This is a genomic window from Bacillus cereus group sp. BfR-BA-01331 (genome assembly GCF_022663915.1).
Classification (GTDB): domain Bacteria; phylum Bacillota; class Bacilli; order Bacillales; family Bacillaceae_G; genus Bacillus_A; species Bacillus_A mycoides.
On the sequence record NZ_JAKUGJ010000191.1, the window covers coordinates 1 to 319 of the forward strand.

Here is a 319-nt window from a genome sequence, read left to right on the forward strand (position 1 = left end):
GCTTTGCAGCCTTCTGGTCTCTTGTTTTGTTTAGGAAAAAATCAATTGTGTTTCCTTTCGAATCAACAGCACGATACAGATACATCCATTGACCTTTTACTTTGATATATGTTTCATCGACTCTCCAAGAGTCATTTGTTTGTTTGAGGTGACGGCGGATTCGTTTGTCCAATTCAGGACCATACTGATGAACCCAACGCATAATCGTTGTATGAGAAATGGATAAACCCCGTTCTTCTAGCATTTCCACCAAATCACGAAAACTGAGGTTGTACCGTAGGTACCATCTTACCGTTAACAAAATAATATCAGGCTGATA

At 39.5% G+C, this 319-nt stretch carries 1 protein-coding gene; it reads right to left on the reverse strand.

Features of this window, described 5'->3' with window-relative positions:
* The coding region (locus MR155_RS31650) for an IS6 family transposase (RefSeq protein ID WP_242312141.1) at positions 1-319 on the reverse strand (319 nt) is incomplete at both ends.